23 protein-coding genes and 1 pseudogene are annotated in these 18,973 nt (G+C 57.5%); 19 read left to right on the forward strand and 5 right to left on the reverse strand.

The window, feature by feature from the left end:
* Positions 1-18 precede the first annotated feature (18 nt).
* Positions 19-675, forward strand: coding sequence for a class I SAM-dependent methyltransferase (locus tag HMPREF3042_RS00980; RefSeq protein WP_070653453.1), 657 nt, complete (start codon positions 19-21; stop codon positions 673-675).
* Positions 676-778: 103 nt separating this feature from the next.
* Entirely contained in the window at positions 779-1,561 is a 783-nt protein-coding gene (locus HMPREF3042_RS00985; RefSeq protein WP_070855819.1) for a formate/nitrite transporter family protein, read from the forward strand.
* 44 nt (positions 1,562-1,605) lie between these two features.
* On the opposite strand, the gene HMPREF3042_RS00990 is transcribed toward HMPREF3042_RS00985, so the two are convergent.
* Together HMPREF3042_RS00990 and HMPREF3042_RS00995 are read right to left on the reverse strand one after the other, a co-directional pair.
* Positions 1,606-2,322, reverse strand: coding sequence for a VIT1/CCC1 transporter family protein (locus tag HMPREF3042_RS00990; protein ID WP_070855820.1), 717 nt, complete (start codon positions 2,320-2,322; stop codon positions 1,606-1,608).
* Between the two features lie 129 nt (positions 2,323-2,451).
* A complete protein-coding gene (locus tag HMPREF3042_RS00995; protein ID WP_224784309.1) occupies positions 2,452-3,693 on the reverse strand; it encodes a multidrug effflux MFS transporter in 1,242 nt (413 codons plus the stop codon).
* A 297-nt stretch (positions 3,694-3,990) separates the two neighbouring features.
* Here HMPREF3042_RS00995 and rplN point away from each other — a divergent pair, with 297 nt between their 5' ends.
* From rplN to rplO, 10 genes are all read left to right on the forward strand, one after another.
* Entirely contained in the window at positions 3,991-4,359 is a 369-nt protein-coding gene (gene rplN, locus HMPREF3042_RS01000) for a 50S ribosomal protein L14 (RefSeq protein WP_038627660.1), read from the forward strand.
* Complete coding sequence (gene rplX / locus HMPREF3042_RS01005; RefSeq protein WP_005509963.1) at positions 4,360-4,674, forward strand: 50S ribosomal protein L24; 315 nt, start codon at positions 4,360-4,362, stop codon at positions 4,672-4,674.
* Positions 4,675-4,676: 2 nt separating this feature from the next.
* Entirely contained in the window at positions 4,677-5,231 is a 555-nt protein-coding gene (gene rplE, locus HMPREF3042_RS01010; RefSeq protein WP_005509901.1) for a 50S ribosomal protein L5, read from the forward strand.
* A gap of 382 nt (positions 5,232-5,613) precedes the next feature.
* Positions 5,614-6,510: a GDSL-type esterase/lipase family protein gene (locus HMPREF3042_RS01015; RefSeq protein ID WP_005510051.1), complete on the forward strand. Its 897-nt coding sequence runs from the start codon at positions 5,614-5,616 to the stop codon at positions 6,508-6,510.
* A gap of 403 nt (positions 6,511-6,913) precedes the next feature.
* Positions 6,914-7,312, forward strand: a complete 399-nt coding sequence (gene rpsH, locus HMPREF3042_RS01020) for a 30S ribosomal protein S8 (RefSeq protein WP_005509822.1) — start codon at positions 6,914-6,916, stop codon at positions 7,310-7,312.
* A gap of 15 nt (positions 7,313-7,327) precedes the next feature.
* Positions 7,328-7,864 carry a 50S ribosomal protein L6 gene (rplF, locus tag HMPREF3042_RS01025; RefSeq protein ID WP_005509895.1) on the forward strand — a complete coding sequence of 179 codons (537 nt, stop codon included), beginning with the start codon at positions 7,328-7,330 and terminating at the stop codon, positions 7,862-7,864.
* Positions 7,864-8,262, forward strand: a complete 399-nt coding sequence (gene rplR / locus HMPREF3042_RS01030) for a 50S ribosomal protein L18 (RefSeq protein ID WP_005510009.1) — start codon at positions 7,864-7,866, stop codon at positions 8,260-8,262. The genes rplF and rplR overlap by 1 nt, the downstream gene beginning before the upstream one ends.
* A gap of 34 nt (positions 8,263-8,296) precedes the next feature.
* Positions 8,297-8,914, forward strand: coding sequence for a 30S ribosomal protein S5 (gene rpsE, locus HMPREF3042_RS01035; RefSeq protein WP_005510059.1), 618 nt, complete (start codon positions 8,297-8,299; stop codon positions 8,912-8,914).
* 5 nt (positions 8,915-8,919) lie between these two features.
* A complete protein-coding gene (gene rpmD, locus HMPREF3042_RS01040; protein WP_005509843.1) occupies positions 8,920-9,105 on the forward strand; it encodes a 50S ribosomal protein L30 in 186 nt (61 codons plus the stop codon).
* Between the two features lie 7 nt (positions 9,106-9,112).
* Positions 9,113-9,559, forward strand: a complete 447-nt coding sequence (gene rplO, locus HMPREF3042_RS01045) for a 50S ribosomal protein L15 (RefSeq protein ID WP_005509936.1) — start codon at positions 9,113-9,115, stop codon at positions 9,557-9,559.
* A 97-nt stretch (positions 9,560-9,656) separates the two neighbouring features.
* Here the strand turns inward: rplO and HMPREF3042_RS11085 are convergent, their stop codons facing one another.
* Together HMPREF3042_RS11085 and HMPREF3042_RS11090 are read right to left on the reverse strand one after the other, a co-directional pair.
* Positions 9,657-10,844, reverse strand: a complete 1,188-nt coding sequence (locus HMPREF3042_RS11085; protein WP_371440716.1) for an aminotransferase class I/II-fold pyridoxal phosphate-dependent enzyme — start codon at positions 10,842-10,844, stop codon at positions 9,657-9,659.
* Between the two features lie 9 nt (positions 10,845-10,853).
* A pseudogene (locus HMPREF3042_RS11090) lies at positions 10,854-11,516 on the reverse strand (6-carboxyhexanoate--CoA ligase); the annotation flags it as partial.
* A 348-nt stretch (positions 11,517-11,864) separates the two neighbouring features.
* Between HMPREF3042_RS11090 and secY the strand changes: the two are divergent.
* The 3 genes from secY (at position 11,865) to HMPREF3042_RS01065 (ending at position 15,632) form a co-directional block, all read left to right on the forward strand.
* Positions 11,865-13,202 carry a preprotein translocase subunit SecY gene (gene secY / locus HMPREF3042_RS01055; RefSeq protein ID WP_040360915.1) on the forward strand — a complete coding sequence of 446 codons (1,338 nt, stop codon included), beginning with the start codon at positions 11,865-11,867 and terminating at the stop codon, positions 13,200-13,202.
* Entirely contained in the window at positions 13,202-13,753 is a 552-nt protein-coding gene (locus HMPREF3042_RS01060; RefSeq protein ID WP_005509947.1) for an adenylate kinase, read from the forward strand. The genes secY and HMPREF3042_RS01060 overlap by 1 nt, the downstream gene beginning before the upstream one ends.
* Before the next feature lie 454 nt (positions 13,754-14,207).
* Positions 14,208-15,632: an HNH endonuclease signature motif containing protein gene (locus HMPREF3042_RS01065; RefSeq protein ID WP_246822279.1), complete on the forward strand. Its 1,425-nt coding sequence runs from the start codon at positions 14,208-14,210 to the stop codon at positions 15,630-15,632.
* A gap of 149 nt (positions 15,633-15,781) precedes the next feature.
* On the opposite strand, the gene HMPREF3042_RS01070 is transcribed toward HMPREF3042_RS01065, so the two are convergent.
* On the reverse strand, positions 15,782-16,363 hold the full coding sequence (locus HMPREF3042_RS01070) for a hypothetical protein (RefSeq protein WP_070855822.1): 582 nt from the start codon (positions 16,361-16,363) through the stop codon (positions 15,782-15,784).
* Between the two features lie 226 nt (positions 16,364-16,589).
* On the opposite strand from HMPREF3042_RS01070, the gene map reads away from it, so the two are divergent.
* From map to rpsK, 4 genes are all read left to right on the forward strand, one after another.
* Positions 16,590-17,390 carry a type I methionyl aminopeptidase gene (map, locus tag HMPREF3042_RS01075; RefSeq protein ID WP_016422076.1) on the forward strand — a complete coding sequence of 267 codons (801 nt, stop codon included), beginning with the start codon at positions 16,590-16,592 and terminating at the stop codon, positions 17,388-17,390.
* A 285-nt stretch (positions 17,391-17,675) separates the two neighbouring features.
* On the forward strand, positions 17,676-17,897 hold the full coding sequence (gene infA, locus HMPREF3042_RS01080; RefSeq protein WP_016422077.1) for a translation initiation factor IF-1: 222 nt from the start codon (positions 17,676-17,678) through the stop codon (positions 17,895-17,897).
* Between the two features lie 296 nt (positions 17,898-18,193).
* Positions 18,194-18,562 (forward strand): 30S ribosomal protein S13, encoded by a 369-nt coding sequence (gene rpsM, locus HMPREF3042_RS01085; RefSeq protein ID WP_005509836.1) that lies wholly within the window; start codon positions 18,194-18,196, stop codon positions 18,560-18,562.
* Between the two features lie 3 nt (positions 18,563-18,565).
* A complete protein-coding gene (gene rpsK, locus HMPREF3042_RS01090; RefSeq protein WP_016422078.1) occupies positions 18,566-18,970 on the forward strand; it encodes a 30S ribosomal protein S11 in 405 nt (134 codons plus the stop codon).
* Positions 18,971-18,973 lie beyond the last annotated feature (3 nt).

The following is an 18,973-nucleotide window of genomic DNA, read 5'->3' on the forward strand; positions in this document are numbered from 1 at the left end:
GTGTCCAGCTGCGCCATAATGGTGGCCATGAGCAATGGCACCCACAATCACCGCACTTGGAAAGAAATTATCGCTGCCGATCCGCAGCATTCCCGGCGCTACGCCAACCGGTGGCGGGGGTTCGTTCGCGAGGGCCGCGATATCGATGGTGAGGCGCGGCTGGTGGATGCGATGGCGCCACGCCACGCTCGAATTCTAGATGCCGGTTGTGGTCAAGGACGCGTGGGCGGTTACTTGGCGAAGGCTGGACACCAGGTCGTTGGTGTCGACGTCGACCCCTATCTCATCGATGAGGCAAAGCGCCAGTTCCCGGACGCGACGTGGTTGGTAGGGGACTTGGCGCAATTGCCCCACGTGCTTGACGACGGCCTAGAGAACACACCCCACGGTGACACGGCATCCGCCTTCGATGTCATCATTTGCCCCGGCAATGTCCTGACCTTCGTAGCGCCAGAAGACCGCACGAAGGTACTGCAGGTCTTCGCAGCGGCACTGAATCCGGAGGGCGGTCGTGCCATCATCGGCTTCGGTGCCGGCCGTGGATGGGACTTTGCGGATTTTGAAACCATTGCGCAGGAGGCGGGGCTCACCGTGATTCAGCGTTATTCGACGTGGGATCTTCGTCCGTTTGAGGATGAGTCTCAGTTCCTGGTTGCAGTGCTTGAACGGGGGTAGGGAGCTGTGATCGTCGTAAAGCGGTTGCGATTCCGTGCCGGACTGTCGTTATTCTTTTATGCGAATAACTGCAATTAACGGTACGCAGGGAAAGGCTTCGGCGGTGACGCTATACGAAACGCTGGATACGGCTGGTGACAAAAAACAGGAACTGATGACGCAGGACTACGGACGTTTTGCGGTTCGAGCGGTCCTGGCGGGCATGTATCTGACGTTGGGAACGGCCTTTGCAGCGGTAGCTGGCCAAGTGGCCGAAGGTATTGCTCCGGGCACTGGGGGACTGGTCTTTGCGTGTCTGTTCGGGCTTGGACTGTTCGCCATTGTGGTGCTCGGTGCAGAGCTGGCGACCGGTAGCATGATGTTTGTGTCCTGGTCCGCTGCACGCGGTCGCATGTCGTGGGGAGTGGCCCTTCGGATGGTGGCCGTCGCTACGTTCTACAACTTCATCGGTGCGGCGATTGTGGCGCTGGTGCTCAGCCAGAGCGCCAAGCTCGGTGGGATTGATGACACACATTTGATTTCCACCTTGACTGAGGGGAAGCTGGCCAAGTCGTTCTTCGGTGCCTTCGTGGAGGCGATGGGTGCGAATTTCGTGGTCAATATGGCTGTCTTAGGTGCACTACAAGCCAAGGAAATCATTTCGAAGTTCGTTGTGATTCTGCCGATCATTGCGGTGTTCGTTGGGCTCGGGCTTGAGCACGTGATTGCGAACTTCTCTCTGTTTTCCCTGGCCTTTTTCGCTAATCCGCATCCTGCAGGCTTCGATGGTCTGCACATAACTGTTAACTGGGTGGCCGTGTGGCTGGGCAACTTCGTAGGTGGTGGCCTGGGGATTGGCGCGGTCTACGCCTGGTTGAACCAGACGAAGACCAGCTATGTTGACTAGGTTTTGAGCTTCGCTGTGCGTTAACCGGGCACCTATCTGGCGGTCTAACCGACAGCCTGCCCGAAGAGCAGACCGACGAAGTAGGACACGATCAAACCGAGTGCACCACCAATCACCAGGCGTAGCGCAGCCTTGCCGGAGTGCGTGGAGCTGAGCTTAGCGCTGATGTAGCCGGTCAGAGCCAGAGTCACGATGGTGACCACGGTGACTGCGATTGCGCCAGAGGTGGGGCCGGTGAAGATCAGTGCCGCAATCATCGGCAGGATGGCGCCGAGTAGGAACGACAGTGCCGAAGAACCAGCAGCCGCCCAGGGGTTGGTAAGTTCCTCGCCGTCAATGCCCAATTCCAGCTTCAGGTGAGCTGCCAGCGGATCATTTTGTGCGATGCCGTGGGCAGCATCTTCGGCGATATGTACTGGGATGCCGTAGCCAGAAAGAATCCCCACGAGCTCTTTATGCTCTTCATCTGGAAAGTCTGTAAGCTCGGCCTTTTCTTTGGCAATCAGCGCTCGCTCAGTATCGCGCTGGGTTGAAACCGAGACGTATTCACCCAGAGCCATCGAGATAGCACCAGCGATAACGGCGGCGGCACCAGCAGTCAGAATGGCTTCGCGAGAGGAACCTGCTGCAATCACGCTGAGCAAGATTAGAGCAGTGGAGACGATGCCGTCGTTGGCTCCGAGGACTCCGGCGCGAAGCCAGTTGAGCTTCGACGTCTCAGAAGACTTATGGGGTTCATGAGGATGCGCGTACGTGGTCATGGCAGGACCTTTCTCCAATGTCAGCCTCACGCCTACGGGTGGTACGAGGCCTCACCATCGATTTAATGCCGATTCGGGCACATTCTCAACCAGTGAAGTGAAACGAGGGCAGTCCTGTCGTATGTAGTTTTATGCCAGCTTATGTGGGTGTTTGCGGAGGCCGTCGCGCGTCAATGTCAATACCGCGATCAGCGCAATCAGCGCGCAGGTCAACATTGATATAGCCATTGATAAAGGCAGATTGGAACCAAGCCCCACCAACGGGGAAACCGTGGCGGCCGCGAGGAACTGTGTGAAGCCCATGAGACCGGAACCTGAGCCAATTCCGATATCTCGAACCTCCTCAATTCCGAGTGCCGTGGCATTGGCGAAGATCAGCGGCATCATCGGTACCGTAATGAACAGCAACAGCCAAGTAGTGAAGAAGGTAATCCCGACGATGGCATTAACAATCAGGCCTATCGACGTCACGAGCATGACCGTAAGGGCAACTAAAATGCCCTTACGGGGATGAAGCCGGTTGATCATCTTGCCGTTGAGGATTGACACAAATGTCAACATCGCTGCATTGGATGCGAACACGAGAGAAAACTGAGTAGGGGTGAGCCCCAGCAGCGCCTGGAAGATAAAAGGTGACGCAGCGATATAGGAGAACATCACCGAGAAGCCACCAGCGAAAGCTAACAAGTAGCCGACAAATACGGGCCGCTGTAGCAGCCTGCCGATATTGGGCAGGAGATTGCGCAGAGAGCCTGTGGAGCGTCGCTCTGGCGGCAGAGTTTCCGGAACCATCAGAAACACAATCGCGACCATCGCGACGTTGATGGCTGCGAGAAACCAGAACACGCTGCGCCAGCCGAATGCGGGGCCCAGAAAGCCACCCACAAGGGGAGCGATTGCCGGGGCGATGGAGGAAATGCCCATCAGCGTGGAGAAAGCTCTCGCTGATGCCTTGCCCGTCAAGAGGTCTGGGACTACAGCACGAGCCAGAACAACTGTGGAGCCACCAGCTAACCCCTGGAACAGGCGCATTGCAATAAGCGTGCCAACATTCGGTGCTATTGCACAGAGGATTGACGAGCCCAAGAACACCAAAGTCGCAATGAGAAGCAACTTCCTGCGGCCCAAACTATCGGAGAGAGCGCCAATGACGAGCTGCCCTGCAGCCATGCCAATCATGAAGGTTGTCAGCGTGAGCTGAACCATTGACTCGGTCGTGGAGAACTCCTTGGCTATCTCCACGAAGGAGGCCAGGTAAGTATCGGCACCGAACGGGGCGGCGGCGGATAATAAGGCCAAGCCGGCAATAAGCGATAGCGGCAGCGTCTGTGCTGGCTGTGCCTGAGCGCTCTCGGAATGTTGATTTGTCACTGTCCCAGTATAGGGTTGCCCCGGAATAGGGTTGCTGCGGAGGGTATAAACCATGTTGGGGGCATGAAACGAAGGGATTTTGTTGTCCCGCACGAACGTGCCATAATACACAGGTTGCGCGAAGTGGCTGCGTGCTGCTCTCAACGGTCTATGGCCGTAGTTAGCACGAGGTCAAATCGATATGGAAGCTGCCTCTAGCAGGTACTTTCGTCGTAAAGCGTAAACACAAGACATAAAGACCGCGTGCGTTTAGGACGGAAATCTGACGCACAATGCAACCAGGTCAGGAGAAACGCAGTGATTCAGCAGGAATCCCGTCTGCGCGTTGCCGACAACACTGGTGCACGTGAAATCCAGTGCATCCGCGTTCTCGGCGGCTCGACCCGACGCTTCGCTGGCATTGGCGACACCATTGTCGCAACTGTCAAGGAAGCTACTCCGGGCGGCAACGTCAAGGCAGGCGAAATTGTTAAGGCAGTCATCGTCCGTGCGAAGAAGGAGACCCGTCGTCCGGACGGCTCCTACATCTCGTTCGACGAGAATGCAGCTGTCATCATCAAGGCCGACGGTGAGCCAAAGGGCACCCGTATTTTCGGCCCGGTCGCGCGTGAGCTGCGTGACAAGAAGTTCATGAAGATTGTCTCGCTCGCACCGGAGGTGATTTAAGTGAAGATCCGTAAGGGCGATACCGTGCTGGTTATCTCTGGTCCGGACAAGGGTGCTCAGGGCAAGGTCATCGAGGCCTACCCGAAGCGCGACAAGGTCCTGGTCGAGGGCGTTAACCGTATCAAGAAGCACGTTGCAAACTCCGCTGCGGAGCGCGGTGCATCCTCGGGTGGCATTGTCACTCAGGAAGCTCCGATTCACGTGTCGAACGTCATGCTGGTCGACGAAGATGGTACCCCGACTCGCGTTGGTTACCGCTTCGATGAGGACGGCAAGAAGGTTCGCATCTCCCGCCGTACCGGGAAGGACATCTAAGCATGAGCGAAAATTACACCCCTCGTCTGAAGGCCCGTTACCGCGATGAGATTCGCGGCAAGATGCAGGAAGAGTTCTCCTACGAGAACGTCATGCAGATTCCGGGCGTTACCAAGGTCGTCGTCAACATGGGCGTCGGCGCTGCTGCTCAGGACAAGAAGCAGATCAACGGTGCAATCAACGACCTGACTCTGATTACCGGCCAGAAGCCGGAGACCCGTCGTGCTCGCAAGTCGATTGCTAACTTCAAGCTTCGTGAAGGCGACGCCATCGGCGCTCGCGTCACCCTGCGTGGCGACCGTATGTGGGAGTTCCTGGATCGTCTGCTGACCGTGGCTCTGCCGCGAATCCGCGACTTCCGCGGTCTGTCTGATCAGCAGTTCGATGGTCACGGTAACTACACCTTCGGCCTGTCTGAGCAGACCATGTTCTACGAGATCGACGTTGACAAGATCGACCGCCCGCGCGGTATGGACATCACCGTCGTGACCACCGCTACCAACAATGAGGAAGGCCGCGCGCTGCTGCGCGAGCTGGGCTTCCCGTTCAAGAAGTAGTTTTGCCTCTTCGGTAGCTTCTGTCTGAAGCCCCGGATGCCGCTTGGCCTCCGGGGCTTTTTGCTGCTCTGTTAACTGCTTATGTTCGTGGGGGAGTGAGGTCACCGTGCGGGGCCTGCGTAAAAGTTACCAGTGTTGCCGGTGTGAAAGTTGACCCTTTTTGGGGGTTGAAAATTAGTAAATCCACAAACTTTCTCAGTTGAAAGTTAGGCGTTCGTGATGATTTCGTTGTAAACTGCCATTCGTCATAGTGACGGCCGCCAAAATGCATTGTGGTCGTTATCAATTTGGGCAAGACTTAAGTGGCTTCAGCTTCTGTGTGGTTGAGCCAGTGGTTCTACGCAGAGCGGTCCTTAAGTTAAAACGCAAAGGGATTAACTACATGAAGAACTTCTCCGTGGCCGTCCGCTCGGCTGCTATTGCAACTGTTGCGGCTCTGGGCCTGAGCTTGGGCGCAGGTGCTGCCAACGCACAGCCGGCACTGCCGGAAATGCCGAACATTCCGATTCCGGGTATCGGCGACACCGGCCCGAAGGGCGTCAAGCAGATCGTCACCTTCGGTGACTCCTTCACCGCTAATGCCGGTAAGGGTGGCCCGCGTGGCCTGGCGCCGGGGCAGAACGTGCTGGTCGCTAACTGTGCCACCGACATGGAAAACTGGCCGAAGATTGCAGCGTCGAAGCTGAACAAGTCCCTGGGTGACTGGTCCTGTAACGGTCTTGGTGGCTTCCCGGGTCAGCTCCTCGCATACCTGGAAGCTTCCATCCAGTACGGCGACATCGGAGAGGGCACTGAGAAGGTTGTCCTGATGTACGGCGGCATGGACTGGGTCCAGTGGGTTGACGTGGCAGGCGAGCTGGTCGCAAAGCCGGACCCCAAGGCTCCTTCTGCGTTCAAGCAGACGCTGCGTCAGTTCACTGACCGCGTCCACCAGGTTGCTCCGGGTGCTCAGGTCGTCCTGGCTTCGTACCCTGAGTACGCTACCAATGACCAGCTGTGCCTGGTGAACGCCCCGAACCAGACCTTCCCGATCCCGGCACCGGGTGCCAGCGAGATTCAGGGGGCATTCCGCGACAGCATTCGCTCCGCGTCTCAGCACGTAGGTGCCGGCTTCATCGACGTCTACGAGGCAACCCTCGGCCACGGTACCTGCAACCCAAACCCGGATGAGCGCTTCGTCGCCGGTTTCGCAGATCCGGTGATGGGCCCGATGACCAATCACCCGACGGTGGCTGGCGAAAAGGCTATGGGTAACATCATCGCCGACCAGCTCTACTAATTTTCTCCAGCCGGCACCATGTCGGCTAGGAATTGAGTTCCACTGCTAATTGGTGGGGCTTCACGCCGCGAGCGGACTAACGTCCGTCCGTGGCGTTTTTGCATTTCGGCCGGTATTTGTTAGTATCACCAGGTCTGCCCTCTATAAGAGGTGCGGCAGTAAAAATGTAAGAACTTTGCTGTAGGCCCCTCGCCTCGCATCGTCTCTGGCGTCACCTGGGTGGCGAGCTGACTCGGCTATTGAACCGAGTTGGCGAACAGTAGCCCTTAAATCGCCGGAATCACGATATTGGTAATCGCTCCATCTTAAGCTTTTGCCGTGTGACAGTTGCTGTTTGCGCGTTCATTGGAGTTAGCCACGAGGTGGGAAGGAACCGCAGCGAGAAAGGAAGCGGTCACTAACCATGACCATGACTGACCCAATCGCCGACATGCTGTCGCGCGTGCGCAACGCTAACAACGCGTACCACGACTCTGTCTCGATGCCGTCGTCCAAGCTGAAGGCTAACATCGCCGAGATCCTCAAGTCTGAGGGTTACATTGCGGACTACGCAGTCGAGGATGCCAAGGTCGGCAAGACCCTGACCCTGAACCTGAAGTACGGCCCGTCCCGCGAGCGTTCGATCGCTGGCGTGCGTCGCGTCTCCAAGCCGGGTCTGCGTGTTTACGCAAAGTCCACTAACCTGCCGAAGGTCCTCGGTGGCCTGGGCGTGGCTATCATCTCCACGTCTCAGGGCCTGCTGACTGACCGCCAGGCTTACGAGAAGAAGGTTGGCGGGGAAGTCCTCGCTTACGTCTGGTAAAGGGGGAACTACACAATGTCTCGTATTGGTAAGAACCCTGTCGTTGTCCCGGCAAACGTTACTGCCCAGGTCAACGGCCAGGACGTTTCCGTCAAGGGCCCGAAGGGCGAGCTGTCTGTCTCTATCCCGGCTCCAATTACCGTTGAGCTGAAGGACAATGAGATTGTGGTCAACCGCCCGGATGACCACCGCAAGAGCCGCTCCCTGCACGGCCTGTCCCGTTCGCTGATTAACAATATGGTTGTCGGTGTGACCGAGGGCTACACCATCAAGATGGAAATCTTCGGTGTCGGTTACCGTGTCGCCAAGAAGGGCAAGGACCTCGAGTTCTCCCTGGGCTACTCGCACCCAGTCCTGATCGAAGCACCGGAAGGTATCACCTTCGATGTCGACGGCACCACCAAGCTGTCGATCACAGGTATTGATAAGCAGCAGGTCGGACAGCTCGCAGCTAACATCCGTCGTCTGCGTAAGGATGATCCTTACAAGGGCAAGGGCATTCGTTACGATGGCGAGCAGATCCGTCGCAAGATCGGAAAGACGGGTAAGTAATGAGCAACACCAACGAAAAGCGCCTCCCGGTAGGCAAGGACATCTCGACTCGTCGTCGTGTCGCCCGCGCCCGCCGTCACGCACGCTTGCGCAAGAACGTCCGCGGCACCTCCGAGGCACCGCGCCTCGTCGTGCACCGCTCTTCCCGCCACATCACCGCTCAGGTTATCGACGACTCCATCGGTCGTACCCTGGCAGCTGCTTCCACTCTGGACGCAGATCTCCGTGGCTTCGAGGGCGACAAGAAGGCCAAGAGCGCCAAGGTCGGCGAGTTGATTGCTGCTCGCGCTAAGGATGCTGGCATCGAGAAGGTCGTTTTCGACCGCGGTGGCTACCAGTACCACGGCCGTGTTGCTGCTCTGGCCGAGGCTGCCCGTGAAGGTGGTCTGAAGTTCTAATGCGCACTTACAAGTCCAACGGAAGGAATGCGTGATGTCGGAACGCGATAAGCGCGAAGGCGGACGTAACTCCGCTGACAACAAGAACAACAACCGTCGTGGTGGCCGCGGTAACGACCGTCGCCAGCAGGACGAGCGTTCGCAGTACATCGAGCGCGTAGTAACTATCAACCGAGTTTCCAAGGTCGTCAAGGGTGGTCGTCGCTTCAGCTTCACCGCTCTGGTCATCGTCGGTGACGGCGAGGGCATGGTCGGCGTCGGCTACGGCAAGGCCAAGGAAGTACCGGCAGCTATCCAGAAGGGTGCTGAAGAGGCTCGTAAGAACTTCTTCCGCGTCCCGATGATTGCTGGCACCATCACCCACCCGGTTCAGGGTGAGACCGCTGCTGGCATCGTGCTGCTGCGCCCGGCTGCTCCGGGTACCGGTCTGATTGCCGGCGGCGCTGTCCGCCCGGTTCTCGAGTGCGCCGGTGTTCAGGATGTTCTGTCCAAGTCGCTGGGTACCAACAACTCCATCAACGTTGTTCACGCAACCGTTGATGCTCTCAAGCAGCTGGTTCGCCCTGAAGAGGTCGCCGCACGTCGTGGCAAGTCCCTCGAAGAGGTCACCCCAGCACGTATGCTGCGCGCACGCGCAGGTCAGGGAGCGTGATTTCCATGGCACTGAAGATTACCCAGGTCCGTGGTACCGCTGGTACCAAGCAGAACCAGAAGGATTCGCTGCGCACCCTCGGCCTGAAGCGCATCAACGATTCCGCCGTTCGCCCGGATACTCCGGCTGTGCGCGGTCTCGTGAACGTTGTGCGTCACCTGGTCGAGGTTGAAGAAGTAGCGGGGGAGTAGGTAAACCATGAGCGAACCAATTAAGCTCCACGACTTGGCCCCGGCTCCGGGAGCTAAGAAGAAGAAGACTCGCGTCGGCCGTGGTGAGGCTTCCAAGGGTAAGACCGCTGGTCGCGGCACCAAGGGCACCAAGGCCCGCAAGCAGGTTTCGGCAGCATTCGAGGGTGGCCAGATGCCACTTCACATGCGTCTGCCGAAGTTGAAGGGCTTCAAGAACCCGGCGAAGGTCACCTTCCAGGTGGTCAACGTTTCGGATCTGGAGCGTCTGTTCCCGAACGGTGGCGACATCACCATCGCCGACCTGGTTGCAAAGGGCGCTGTCCGCGCTAACCAGCCGGTGAAGGTCCTCGGCGACGGCGACATCAATGTCTCCGTCAACGTCACCGCAACCAAGTTCTCGGGCTCCGCCAAGTCCAAGATCGAGGCTGCAGGCGGCTCTGTCACTGAGGCCTAAAGCATTCAAGCTTTAACAAGAGAGCTCTTAACCCATGTGGTTAGGAGCTCTTTTTGTATTAAGAGGGGAAGGGGAGAGGGCAGCGCGAACCGCTGGCTTACAGCAGGCCGGTATTGCGCAGAGCCAGCTCCAGTTGGTCGATGTCAGCGTCCGTATGGAGCGCGGTAATGGTCAATCGCAACATTGCCTCACCACGGGGGACCGTCGGATAGCGAATTGCAGGTATGAACACGCCTAGCTCCGCTAACCGGGCTGAGGTGTCCATCGCTTCGGTCTCGTCCCCGACGGGCAGCGGGATGATTGCAGATGCGGGGTCTGACTGCGCGCCAACCAGGGAGCGGACGCGCGCAATATTACGTTGCAATCGCTTGACGACGTCCCCAACCTCCAACTGTTTCAACGCCGCGCGGATAGCTGCGACAGAACCAGGGTTCATGGACGTTGAGTACACGAAGCTACGGGCTTGATTGCGTAGCAGTTCGCCAACTGGTGCCGAGCAGAGAACGTATCCTCCTTCGACACCGAGAGCCTTGCTCGCGGTGCCGACCACAATGTCCGGGCGAATGCCCAGGTGCGCTGCAGTGCCACGACCTTGTTCTCCGATAACGCCGATGCCGTGGGCGTCGTCAAGCATCAGCCATGCGTTGCGACGGCGACAGGTGCGCTCGAGTGCCGGGCCGTCGATGACCTCGCCTGACATAGAGAACACGGAGTCGGAGATGACAAGTTTGTGGCGGGCGCTCGATGTTGCGAGGAGACGGTCGAGCGTCTGATAGTCAGCGTGCGGAAAGACCGTGACTTTAGCCCGGGCATTGCGGCATCCGTCGATGATCGAGGCGTGGTTGGCGGCGTCGGAGAAGATTTCAACGTCGGCGGTGGCGATGGCAGCGATGGTCGAATGGTTTGCTTGGTAGCCAGTCGCAAAGAGAACGGCATCGTCGAAACCGAAGAACTGCGCGAGTTCACTTTCAAGTGCGCTGTGGATGCTAGTGCCGGTGGTCAGGCGAGAGCCGCCGGACCCGGTGCCGAAATGTCCAATTGCCTCGGTGGCAGCTGAGACGAGTTCAGGGTGCGTGGACAGGCCGAGGTAGTCCGAAGAAGAGAACAATAGATAGTCGGCTCCGTCAATTCGGCTGTGCGGTAGTTGTGCGGTTTCGAAAGTGCGCAGTGTGCGGGCAAGTCCTGCACCGGCCCAGGCCGTGTTTCTTTGGGCGGCGATTGCTGAGAGGTCGCTGCTGAGGCCGGTAGTGTCCGTCGAGGAACTGGCATCAGCTGGGAGCTCGATATAGACCGGCGTGTTCTCCAGGTAATCGATTAGCTCGGGGATATCGGTGCCGGGTTCAACGATGAAAATGCGAGTACCAAGAGTGCTGCCGTGGTCCTTGATATTGGGGATACGGTGGAAGATTCCGTCCAGTGCGAGATAGCCACGCGTGTAATAAGGATCGTCGGAGAGGCAGATTTCTGCGACGATGCCCGGGGCGCTGTGAACCTTGGATGCGAGGATGAGCGCCTCGTGAAAATGGTCCTTGGCGCAGTCCTTGCTGGGGTGTGAGATGGCATCAAAAGTGGAAACCCGTACACCGCGGGCTGGGTTTGGGTCGAGCCGCTCACCGGAGGAGCTATCGATAAGAGCGGCACCGCGAAGACCCGTGAGTGAATAGGCCATCTCGACGGCGATATCGGCGGCCTGTATACCTGCAGCGTGTAGGCGTTGAGCAATGAGCTTGCGGGCGTCACCAGAGCTGGAGTTCGACTCTAGAAAGGGGACTAACGCCGGCACGGTGCTGATGGTCGACTCTTCGATCTTGTCCACAGTGATGTGAATTGTGTCTGGGCGACCCTTGTCGTGGTGAAGTGCACGGCTAGTCATAGCAGAAGCCAGCTGAGGTAGTTCGGTGGCCGGTGCAAGACGCTCAGCGCCAGAGATATGGCAGCCATCGGCGCTGGAGCGCATGCGAATGCTGTAGGTACTCACAGAGCAAAACTTTAACACTGTTCAAGTTTTGTTTGAGAAGGTTGGGTGGAGCACATGAAGGGGCGGGGGGCTCAGAGGGGATGAGCGCTGGAATCGTCGTCAAGCGAAAAGAGGTGATTGGCGGGGCGCTGTACTAACGGTGATATAGAGGCGTATTGCGACGATATGGAGAAACGCTGGTAGACTCACTACGTCAAATACTGTCAATTAAAGGTTTGAGGAATACGTCATCCGCGTTGCTTAACTAAAACGGAAGACTACTGGCGGATAAGCGGGTAGGTCTTTCGGGAAAAGCGTGGGAGAAGCGGATTTCTTGACCTCGGGAGGATGCACGTGGCTTCCGGTCTCATTGCGGCGTTGCGCGATCCCGATTTGCGTAAGAAGATCTTCTTCACTCTGACGATGATCATTCTGTACCGAATCGGCTCGCAGATTCCAACCCCTGGTATCGACTACCAGTTGGTCAACGCGCAGCTCGAGCAGATTTCGAAAGATCAGTCCAGCGTTTACTCGCTGATCAACCTGTTCTCAGGTGGCGCTCTGCTGCAGATGGCGATTTTCGGCATCGGCATTATGCCGTACATTACGGCCTCGATTATCGTCCAGTTGCTCACGGTGGTGATTCCACATTTCGAGCAGTTGAAGAAGGAAGGGCAGTCGGGTCAGACAAAGATGACCCAGTACACCCGCTACCTCACAGTGGCGTTGGCGTTGCTGCAGTCTGCGGGCATTGTGGCCATGGCAGACCGTGGCGCCCTGCTGGGCGGCTCGCAGTCGCTGCTGGTTAAGGATGCGGGGGTCTTTGACCTCGTGGTGATGGTCGTTGTGATGACCGCCGGTGCCGTGCTGGTCATGTGGATGGGTGAGCTCATCACTGACCGAGGGGTCGGCAACGGTATGTCGCTGCTGATTTTCGCTGGTATCGCCGCTGGTATGCCGGCGCAGGGAGCGAACATTTTGCGCTCCACTACCGGTGTCGTGTTCGCCACCGTGATTGTTGCGGTGCTGATTCTCATCATTGGCGTTATTTTCATCGAGCAGGGGCAGCGCCGTATTCCGGTGCAGTACGCGAAGCGCATGGTTGGTCGTCGCCAGTACGGCGGATCTTCCACCTACCTGCCGCTGAAGGTGAACCAGGCCGGTGTTATCCCGGTCATCTTCGCGTCCTCGCTGATTTACGTGCCGGTTCTGATCACCCAGATTGTTCAGTCCGGTCAGTCGAATCCGAACATGGACAACTGGTGGCAGCGCAATGTCATTCAGTACCTGCTGGCGCCGTCCAGTTGGCAGTACATTCTGCTGTTCTTCCTGATGATCATCTTCTTCTCCTTCTTCTACACCTCCGTGCAGTACGACCCGCACGAGCAGGCGGAGAACATGAAGAAGTACGGCGGATTCATTCCGGGCTTCCGTCCGGGGCGTCCGACTGCTGAATACCTGTCCTACGTCCTGATTCGCCTGCTGACTGTCGGCTCGCTGTACCTGGCGCTGATTGCTGTTCTGCCAAATGTCGCTCTTGATATGGGGCTTGGCGACGCGAACGCCGGTACAGGCGGTATGTTTGGAGGTACAGCCCTGCTGATTCTGGTCAGTGTTGCGCTGACGACGGTCAAGCAGGTTGAAAGCCAAATGATGCAACGTAACTACGAAGGGTTCTTGAAGTAATGCGACTCGTACTTGTAGGTCCTCCCGGTGCAGGCAAGGGCACTCAGGCAGCTATCCTGTCGGAAAAGCTCGGTGTCCCACACATCTCCACCGGTGACCTGTTTCGCGCAAACATCGGTGAAGGCACTCCGCTCGGCATTGAGGCGAAGTCCTACATCGACGCCGGCAACCTTGTTCCGGACGACGTGACTGTGCGTATGGTCGAGTCCCGTCTGAACGAGGACGACGCTGCCAAGGGGTTCCTGTTGGATGGCTTCCCGCGCACTGTTGGTCAGGCAGAAGAGCTGAAGCGTCTGCTGTCCAACCTCGGTACTGAGCTGGATGCGGTCGTACAGTTCGACGTTTCTGAGGATGTCGTAGTCGAGCGTATGCTGGCCCGTGGTCGCGCAGACGACACTGAAGAGGTCATCCGCAACCGCATGCATGTGTACACCAATGAGACCGCTCCTTTGCTGGATTACTACTCGGAAAAGATCATCAAGATTGCCGCTGAGGGATCCGTTGAGGAGATTAACGAGCGCACGATGGCCGAGCTGGAGAAGCTGAACTAAGCTCCTGGCGTGCCGGTAATTGGTGCTCTGGCAACTTTGCGTTGGGCGGGCCGATGGGTTTGACCCGTAGTAGATGGTTATTGAAGCCGCCCTTTCGAACCGTTGAGGTTTGGAAGGGCGGTTTTTGTGTTGAGTGGGCTCGGGAAGGGGCCTAGTTGGCTTGAATGGTGTGGAGCTAAAAGGGAAAAGAAATACGAAAAAGAGTATTGACGTACCCGAATGGGTGTGCGATATTTGTATGTAGTAGGGGATAGTTAGGGAAGTAAAAGCGAAAGTGATTTCTAGGGGATCCGAGGGGAGGGGAATGATGCGACCTAATCAACCGCAAGGTCAGGAGCCGTCAAAGGGGCTGAATCAAGCACTGTCGGTGTCGCAGATACTAGACTTGATAACTCAATTCGAAGCTCTGTCTCGGTTAGTTGTGGAGAGCTTCGGTGATTTATCACCAGTTCATATGCGAGACGCCTATGCATTGGTTGAGAGGGCTCGGAAGCGCCTAGCCATAGTTGACGCGGAGTACTTGGCGGCGCTTGCGCCGGAGATACCTTCATCGAATCACCGGAAAGTTGTCTGGCTGGCGGAAGAGTCTCATATTTCCCGTGCGGAGGCTCGTCAGCGAATTAGTTGTTTAGGGCGGCTCCGGAAGGAAGCGGAGCCTTTTTCGTCGAAAAGCGATGATGAAAGAATGCCTGCTCTGCGGGACAAGGTATCCGAAGGGGTCGTAGGGGCGGATGCGGTTCAAAAGATTGATAAAGCTGTCAAAGATCTCCCGAAGTCAGAACATGCGCGGGTGGCGCAGGCCTTGGATGAGCATGCCAGTGAGGTTGTGACACAGGTGCGTGTCGACGACTTGGGTGCGCTGTCACATCGACTGCGGGCGATGTTGGGATTGGATGACCCATATACGGATGAGGACAGACAGCGGCTGCGGGGAGTGAAGGTCGGGCCACAACGAGCCGACGGTATGAGTCGGTTGACGGGGCTGATTACGCCGCACTTCGCGGCGATGCTGAAGAGGTTGCAGGCTGACTACGGGCGGCCGGGTGGACTCTTGGAGGAAGGCGCTAAGGATGAGCGCGCTCCAGAGCAGCGGTTTCATGATGCACTTGAGGCTGCGGTCGATGCCGGTTTTGGGATAGGTGCGACCTTAAAGCCGGTGCGGGGCACCACGTCGGTTGTCACTGTCGCCCATATTTCGGATATCGCGAAAATAGCGGGCGTAAAGCTGCAAGGCACGGATGGTTGGAAGCTGCCGGGGGCGGGGAAAGCAATCAGCGATGGTGGTGTGCGAATGTCAATCGCTGAGGCGATAGAGAAGGTTGCGGCCGGAAATTCGTTCTTGCAGGTTTTGGGAGACAAGGGGCAGAGTCTGTTTCTTGGCCGATCGCAGAGACTAGGGACGATGGCCCAGTACCTTGCGCTGTGCGGCGAGGAGGGCGGATCTTCCGCACCGGGCAAAGCTACGCCTCCGGCTATGTGCGATATGCATCATATTGAATCCTGGGCGAGGGGCGGGGGAACGGACATTTCAAATCTGACATTTGTTGACCCCGGTACGCATCGAAAGATTGATGACAATCGGTCGAATGACAAATCCTGGTGGACGTTGCGGCCGGATGAGTGTGAAGGGGAGCCTGTCGAAACGGAACGGGTGGTGTGGATTGAGCCAGGAAAAGACCGAAAGACGAATGATTCATCGGAAGAGAAAAACAGGAACTCGAATCAAGATTCAAACGCTTTTGATAACCCAGGACGTTGGTTGCGGCGAATACTTCGGCAAAAAGGGGCGAAGCGTAACCAAGGCGATAAGGATGACGCTGACCCCGGCGGCGCAGGCGGGTGCGGTGCGGACGTGGATGACGAAGGGGGCGGGCGGTAACGAGGCGCAGGGGTAACGCTGGCGGGAGGTGAAGACTCTTTTGGGGCGAGTACAGCAGAAGTGCTCCGGCCGTCGTAGCGAAATCAGAGCGTTACGGCAGCGGAGAGTTGATGCTGGGTGAGTTCCCTGGATTGAACTGCAGGTTAGGGCTACTGGAAGTCCTGAATGATCTCGTCGATAAGCGGCTGTGCGGCCTCGGCACCAATATTCGCGAAAACGAACTCTTGGTAGATGCGGTTATCCTCGTCGATGACCATAACGAAAGGGGAGCCCTTGTTGACGCCGCTAAATGCGTGCTTGCCGGGTAGCTCGTATGGCACGTAGTTCTCGACGGACTCAGCCTTTTCATTAATCCGGCTGACAGTGGCCGGGTCCTCGGCCGTACTGAGCATCGCAGTGCCGCCGTCGCCAACAGCCATTACGCAGGTGAAGCCATGTACGCTCTCGCTGCCAAAAATGACGGGTTTAGAGTCATCCGACTCGACGCAGCTGCCAACCGCTTCCTTAACAGCATCAGGAGTGAAATTCTGGATTGACTCAGGCAGTGCAGAGGTGCCCATGAAACCCGCGGTGCTTCCAGGGGTCTCCGGCGATTCCGCAGCAGGGGAAGTGGAAGGGACAGTCGGCGCTGGCGCCGGTTCGGGGTTGCTTGAGCATGCGCCAATCAGGAAAAGCGAGCTGGCAGCAATAACAACGCCAGCAATCTGCGTGGACTTCAACAGTGAATGCATGCCAGTTATCGTAAGGCAGCTCATCTTTGGGAGTAAACTGCGCGAAAATTGAAGCAAGTCGATTGCGGATCAACTGTCACCAATGAACTTCCATAAAAGTTCCCATGCAACGTCATGCAGAAATACATGAAGCAGAGTGCTGGCTGGGGTAGCGGTGCCTTCGTAGGCGGTGGGATGCGGCTAGCCGGTGGTTCCCTTCTGAGTCAGAGTAGACTCAACCAACGTGATGAGTTTTCGACGCCGCCGCAAAGTAGTTCCCGCCCGCACTGAGGGAGAGTTGGATGCGATGCAAGCGGCCGGCGAGATCGTCGGTCGTGCATTGCTAGCCTGCCGAGATGCCGCTAAGCCAGGGGTGACCACGGCGGATCTCAATGAGATTGCGCATCAGGTCATTACCGATGCGGGTGCAACGCCATCTTTCCTTGGTTATGAAGGTTTCCCGGCATCTATCTGTGCATCCGTGAATGAAGTTATCGTCCATGGCATTCCGTCCTCGGCCACAGTTCTATCCGAAGGTGATCTGGTCTCGATTGACTGTGGCGCAATTTTGGACGGTTGGCACGGCGATTCGGCACTGACTTTCGGTGTCGGAAAGCTGAGTGAGGATGTCGAAAAACTAAACATCGCGACGTCGGAGGTCCTCGCCGAAGGTATTAAGGCCATGGTGCCGGGTGCTCGCCTCACCGATATTTCATATGCGCTTGAAACGGCCACCCGTGAGGCTGAACTGCGCCACGATATTGAACTCGGCATCGTCGATGGCTACGGCGGGCACGGCATCGGGCGCGAGATGCACATGGATCCCTTCCTCCCCAACGAAGGCAAAGCAGGCAAGGGCCCCCGCATCGTCGAAGGCTCCGTGTTGGCCATCGAACCGATGCTCATTCTCGGCGGCGAGTGGGGTAGCGATGAGCTTGACGACGGCTGGACGGTCGTCAGCGCTGATCGAATGCCGGCGTCCCATTGGGAACACACAGTTGCCGCCACGGCGGACGGCCCCCGTATTTTGACTCCTCGATATGAATAACTAGTGCGTGAGAGGCCACGCGAAAGGTCAGAATATTGCCACTTGAGACGCGATGGCCTCTGTCCCCGTGGGGTGAATCCGCCTGCCGTCGCTTGCAGGCGGCCCCAGAGTGGTCGTATTTGGTAAAAAACGCAGGTCGCGTGTAAAGTTGGGCGATGGTGTGGGCGCAGTGTCGCTGCAGTGATGATTATCTCTGCGCGCAACTGCTAAAACACCAGGCAGAGTAGAGATTTCCCAACTGGTGCCGGGGTTGTCCCGGGTATCCACCAGAGAGACGTGGAGGACATGGCTAAAAAGGAAGGCGCAATTGAGGTTGAGGGTCGCGTCGTCGAGCCCTTGCCGAACGCGATGTTCCGAGTGGAGCTGGACAACGGGCACAAGGTGCTCGCCCATATCAGTGGCAAGATGCGCCAGCACTACATCCGTATTCTCCCGGAAGACCGAGTCGTAGTGGAGCTTTCTCCGTACGATCTCGAGCGTGGGCGAATCGTCTACCGCTACAAGTAAATTGACCGGACCACTGTTGGTAGTGGTTATGGGCTTATTTACTAACTAGACAGAAACTCCACCGTCCTAGCTGCTTCTGGTGACGGCCGCGTGATGTTGAGACCTGGTGTCTCAACAGTTCGGCGCGGTGGTTCTTTATGAAATCTTTTCCACAGAAGTAAGCGAGAATACCTCCGGCAACGGTGGCTGGAGCCTTTCTATAACACCTGCGCGACTCGGCGTCCGACCGAGTAGGCCTGGTCTGGGAAGGATGGCAGTGGAGTAAACCACCGCATCAACCGGAAGGAAATTGCCGTATGGCACGCCTTGCTGGAGTTGACCTGCCACGCAACAAGCGTATGGAGGTCGCTCTTACCTACATCTATGGCATCGGCCCCGCCCGTGCTAATGAGCTGCTGGAGAAGACCGGCATCTCTCCGGATCTGCGCACCGACGCTCTCACCGATGAGCAGGTTGCTGCGCTGCGTGACGTGATTGAAGCTACCTGGAAGGTCGAGGGTGACCTCCGCCGCCAGGTTCAGGCTGATATCCGCCGCAAGATTGAGATTGGTTCCTACCAGGGTCTGCGCCACCGTCGTGGCCTGCCGGTCCGTGGTCAGCGCACCAAGACCAATGCTCGTACGCGTAAGGGTCCGAAGAAGACGATCGCCGGAAAGAAGAAGTAAAACATGGCAGCTCCGAAGTCCGCACGCGGCCGTCGTACCGGCCGTCGCGTTGTAAAGAAGAACGTGGCTCAGGGCCACGCATACATCAAGTCCACCTTCAACAACACCATCGTGTCCATCACGGACCCGAAGGGCGCTGTTATCTCGTGGGCCTCCTCTGGTCACGTCGGTTTCAAGGGCTCTCGTAAGTCCACTCCGTTCGCTGCTCAGATGGCCGCCGAGAACGCTGCTCGTAAGGCCATGGAGCACGGTATGAAGAAGGTTGACGTTTTCGTTAAGGGTCCGGGTTCGGGCCGCGAAACCGCCATCCGTTCCCTCCAGGCCGCTGGCCTTGAGGTGTCCTCGATCTCGGATGTGACCCCTCAGCCGCACAACGGCTGCCGTCCGCCGAAGCGTCGTCGCGTCTAGGAA

This window comes from Corynebacterium sp. HMSC074C05 (assembly GCF_001838325.1).
Lineage (GTDB): Bacteria > Actinomycetota > Actinomycetes > Mycobacteriales > Mycobacteriaceae > Corynebacterium > Corynebacterium amycolatum.